This is a genomic window from Geodermatophilus sp. CPCC 205506, from assembly GCF_051383635.1.
Lineage (GTDB): Bacteria > Actinomycetota > Actinomycetes > Mycobacteriales > Geodermatophilaceae > Geodermatophilus.
Window position 1 is genome coordinate 1 of sequence record NZ_JALPKP010000100.1, and the last position, 5376, is coordinate 5376.

The 5376-nt window shown below is 60.1% G+C and carries 2 rRNA genes; both read right to left on the bottom strand.

Features of this window, described 5'->3' with window-relative positions:
- Positions 1 to 101: 101 nt before the first annotated feature.
- A 23S ribosomal RNA gene (locus MY520_RS27675) occupies positions 102 to 3239 on the bottom strand.
- Positions 3240 to 3723: 484 nt separating this feature from the next.
- A 16S ribosomal RNA gene (locus MY520_RS27680) occupies positions 3724 to 5244 on the bottom strand.
- Together the 16S and 23S rRNA genes form the textbook arrangement of a ribosomal RNA operon.
- Positions 5245 to 5376: the final 132 nt, after the last annotated feature.

The window sequence follows — 5376 nt, forward strand, 5'->3', positions numbered from 1 at the left end:
CCGGTGTGGGGGGTGGGGGGCGGTGCGTGCGTTCAGAACCGCACAGTGGACGCGTGACATCTCTTTTCTTGTTTTCCTGGAGAAGGGCAGGTTGGAGGTGTGTGGTCAAGCCCTCGGCCTGTTAGTACCGGTCAGCTGCACGCCTTGCGGCGCTTCCACTTCCGGCCTATCGACCCGCTGGTCTGGGCGGGGGCCTTACCCGGTTGACCCGGTGAGAGACCTCATCTTGAAGCGAGCTTCCCGCTTAGATGCTTTCAGCGGTTATCCCTGCCGAACGTAGCCAACCAGCAGTGCACCTGGCGGTACAACTGGCACACCAGAGGTTCGTCCGTCCCGGTCCTCTCGTACTAGGGACAGCTCTTCTCAAGTCTCTTACGCGCACGGCGGATAGGGACCGAACTGTCTCACGACGTTCTAAACCCAGCTCGCGTACCGCTTTAATGGGCGAACAGCCCAACCCTTGGGACCTACTCCAGCCCCAGGATGCGACGAGCCGACATCGAGGTGCCAAACCATCCCGTCGATATGGACTCTTGGGGAAGATCAGCCTGTTATCCCCGGGGTACCTTTTATCCGTTGAGCGACACCGCTTCCACCTGCCGGTGCCGGGTCACTAGTCCCAGCTTTCGCTCCTGCTCGACCCGTCGGTCTCACAGTCAAGCTCCCTTGTGCACTTGCACTCGACACCTGATTGCCAACCAGGCTGAGGGAACCTTTGGGCGCCTCCGTTACATTTTGGGAGGCAACCGCCCCAGTTAAACTACCCACCTGACACTGTTCCTGATCCGGATCACGGACCGAGGTTAGACATCCAATTCGACCAGAGTGGTATTTCAACGGCGACTCCATCCACACTGGCGTGCGGACTTCACAGTCTCCCACCTATCCTACACAAGCCGAACCGAACACCAATATCAAGCTGTAGTGAAGGTCCCGGGGTCTTTCCGTCCTGCCGCGCGTAACGAGCATCTTTACTCGTAGTGCAATTTCGCCGAGCCTGTGGTTGAGACAGCTGAGAAGTCGTTACGCCATTCGTGCAGGTCGGAACTTACCCGACAAGGAATTTCGCTACCTTAGGATGGTTATAGTTACCACCGCCGTTTACTGGCGCTTGAGTTCTGAGCTTCGCACCCCGAAGGGCACTAACCCGTCCCCTTAACGTTCCAGCACCGGGCAGGCGTCAGTCCGTATACATCGTCTTACGACTTCGCACGGACCTGTGTTTTTAGTAAACAGTCGCTTCTCACTGGTCTCTGCGGCCGCCCACCGCTGCCCCATGCAAGATGGATGACGGTCAACGGCCCCCCTTCTCCCGAAGTTACGGGGGCATTTTGCCGAGTTCCTTAACCACAGTTCGCTCGATCGCCTCGGTATTCTCTACCTGACCACCTGAGTTGGTTTGGGGTACGGGCCGCTCGGAACTCGCTAGAGGCTTTTCTCGGCAGCATAGGATCATCGAATTCGCCGCACTCGGCTATGCGTCAGGCCTCACCCTGCATGCGACGCGGATTTGCCTACGTCGCGGGCCACACCCTTGCACCGGTACTACCACTCACCGGCCCGACTACCTTCCTGCGTCACCCCATCGCTTGCCTACTACCAGTCCGGATCCCGCGCTACTCCCGGCCGCCGGCACAAGTGCCGGCGACACGGTTTGGGGCGGTTAGCATCGCTGGGTTCGGCATGGGCGTTCCTTCGCGGGTACGGGAATATCAACCCGTTGTCCATCGACTACGCCTGTCGGCCTCGCCTTAGGTCCCGACTCACCCTGGGCGGATTAGCCTGGCCCAGGAACCCTTGGTCTTCCGGCGGGGGAGGTTCTCACTCCCCTCTCGCTACTCATGCCTGCATTCTCACTCGCGTGGCGTCCACGGCTGGATTCCTCCGCCGCTTCACCCGCCACGCGACGCTCCCCTACCCATCCACACACCTGGCCGGCGCCTGCAAGAGGCGACGACGGGCGTCGTGTGAATGCCACGGCTTCGGCGGTGTGCTTGAGCCCCGCTACATTGTCGGCGCGGAACCACTTGACCAGTGAGCTATTACGCACTCTTTCAAGGATGGCTGCTTCTAAGCCAACCTCCTGGTTGTCTCTGCGATCCCACATCCTTTTCCACTTAGCACACGCTTAGGGGCCTTAGCCGATGATCTGGGCTGTTTCCCTCTCGACTACGAACCTTATCGCCCGCAGTCTCACTGCCGCGCTCTCACTTACCGGCATTCGGAGTTTGGTTGACGTCAGTAACCTTGTGGGGCCCATCGGCCATCCAGTGCTCTACCTCCGGCAAGAAACACGCGACGCTGCACCTAAATGCATTTCGGGGAGAACCAGCTATCACCGAGTTTGATTGGCCTTTCACCCCTACCCACAGCTCATCCCCCAGGTTTTCAACCCTGGTGGGTTCGGTCCTCCACGCGGTCTTACCCGCGCTTCAACCTGGCCATGGGTAGATCACTCGGCTTCGGGTCTAGAGCACGCGACTGAAGATCGCCCTGTTCGGACTCGCTTTCGCTACGGCTACCCCTCACGGGTTAACCTCGCCACGTACCGCTAACTCGCAGGCTCATTCTTCAAAAGGCACGCAATCACCCCGCCCCCACAAGGGGGACCAAGGCTCTCACGGCTTGTAGGCACACGGTTTCAGGTACTATTTCACTCCCCTCCCGGGGTACTTTTCACCTTTCCCTCACGGTACTAGTCCGCTATCGGTCACCAGGGAGTATTCAGGCTTAGCGGGTGGTCCCGCCGGATTCACACCGAATTTCACGGGCTCGGTGCTACTTGGGAACACGCTCGGGAGAGACCATGTTTTCGTGTACGGGGCTCTCACCCTCTACGGCGACCCCTTCCAGAGGCCTTCCACTAACACGGTCTTTTCTGACTCCCCGCTCCTCCGGCAGAAGGAACAGAACGGTCCCACGACCCCGACCACACAACGCCTGCCGGCTATCACATGCGATCGGTTTAGCCTCATCCGCTTTCGCTCGCCACTACTCACGGAATCACGGTTGTTTTCTCTTCCTGTGGGTACTGAGATGTTTCACTTCCCCACGTTCCCTCCACACGCCCTATGTGTTCAGGCGCGGGTCACACCACATGACTGGTGCGGGGTTCCCCCATTCGGACATCCTCGGATCAACGCTCGGTTGGCAGCTCCCCGAGGCTTATCGCAGCCTCCTACGTCCTTCATCGGCTCCTGGTGCCCAGGCATCCACCGTGTGCCCTTAACAACTTGGCCACACAAAACCCACCCCGACCACCCCGCGAGGGGAGGATCCGGGGCGGGACACCTACAAGAAACTCTCTTCCAGAGAAAAGAAGATGCTCGCGTCCACTGTGCAGTTCTCAACGTACGACCGGTCGCCCTCCACCCGACCCCGCCGAACCCATCCCCCGCGCACGGACGATGGTGGTACAGGAAGCAGGAGGACCCCGCCGAGACAACCGACCACCCCCACCACCATGAGCGGCGGAGGGCCCGTTCCCTCAGGACCCAACAGCGTGCCTACGACCCGACCCCCCCGGCCACCCCGTTCCCCGCGCCACACGTGACGCCGTACTAGGAGCAGCCGCGGCTGCCGGCCGAACTGGTCAGCGTTCCACCCTCGAGCACCACCCCGAACACCCGCCGACACCCCCAGACTGGGGCGCCGATCACGGTCCGGGCGCGGCTCTGCACCACCCACCCCTCACGAGGGGCGCGGCGGCGAGATGCTCCTTAGAAAGGAGGTGATCCAGCCGCACCTTCCGGTACGGCTACCTTGTTACGACTTCGTCCCAATCGCCGATCCCGCCTTCGACGGCTCCCTCCCACGAGGGGTTGGGCCACCGGCTTCGGGCGTTACCGACTTTCGTGACGTGACGGGCGGTGTGTACAAGGCCCGGGAACGTATTCACCGCAGCGTTGCTGATCTGCGATTACTAGCGACTCCAACTTCATGGGGTCGAGTTGCAGACCCCAATCCGAACTGAGACCGGCTTTTTGGGATTCGCTCCACCTCACGGTATCGCAGCCCTTTGTACCGGCCATTGTAGCATGTTTGCAGCCCTAGACATAAGGGGCATGATGATTTGACGTCATCCCCACCTTCCTCCGAGTTGACCCCGGCAGTCTCCCATGAGTCCCCACCATCACGTGCTGGCAACATGGAACGAGGGTTGCGCTCGTTGCGGGACTTAACCCAACATCTCACGACACGAGCTGACGACAACCATGCACCACCTGTGCACGGCCCTTACGGACCCCCCATCTCTGGAGGATTTCCGTGCATGTCAAGCCTAGGTAAGGTTCTTCGCGTTGCATCGAATTAAGCAACATGCTCCGCCGCTTGTGCGGGCCCCCGTCAATTCCTTTGAGTTTTAGCCTTGCGGCCGTACTCCCCAGGCGGGGCGCTTAATGCGTTAGCTGCGGCACGGAGACCGTGGAATGGCCCCCACACCTAGCGCCCAACGTTTACGGCGTGGACTACCAGGGTATCTAATCCTGTTCGCTCCCCACGCTTTCGCTCCTCAGCGTCAGTTGTTGCCCAGAGACCCGCCTTCGCCACCGGTGTTCCTCCTGATATCTGCGCATTTCACCGCTACACCAGGAATTCCAGTCTCCCCTGCAACACTCAAGTCTGCCCGTATCGACTGCAGGCCTGAGGTTGAGCCTCAGGTTTTCACAGCCGACGCGACAAACCGCCTACGAGCTCTTTACGCCCAATAATTCCGGACAACGCTTGCACCCTACGTATTACCGCGGCTGCTGGCACGTAGTTGGCCGGTGCTTCTTCTGCTCCTACCGTCACTTGCGCTTCGTCGGAGCTGAAAGAGGTTTACAACCCGAAGGCCGTCATCCCCCACGCGGCGTCGCTGCGTCAGGCTTTCGCCCATTGCGCAATATTCCCCACTGCTGCCTCCCGTAGGAGTCTGGGCCGTGTCTCAGTCCCAGTGTGGCCGGTCACCCTCTCAGGCCGGCTACCCGTCGTCGCCTTGGTAGGCCACTACCCCACCAACAAGCTGATAGGCCGCGGGCCCATCCCCAGCCGATAAATCTTTCCACCACCGGCCATGCGGCCAGCCGTGAATATCCGGTATTAGCCCCAATTTCTTGGAGTTATCCCAGAGCCGGGGGCAGGTTGCCCACGTGTTACTCACCCGTTCGCCACTGATCCCCCACCAAAGCGGGTTCACCGTTCGACTTGCATGTGTTAAGCACGCCGCCAGCGTTCGTCCTGAGCCAGGATCAAACTCTCCGTAGATGAATTCGATACCGGGCAGAGAACCAAGAGCTAGCACTCTTGATGTCCATCAACCCAAAGAAACCCACAAAAGGGGTTGTTACTTGGCACTGACTTTCGGCACGCTGTTGAGTTCTCAAGGAGCGGACGCGC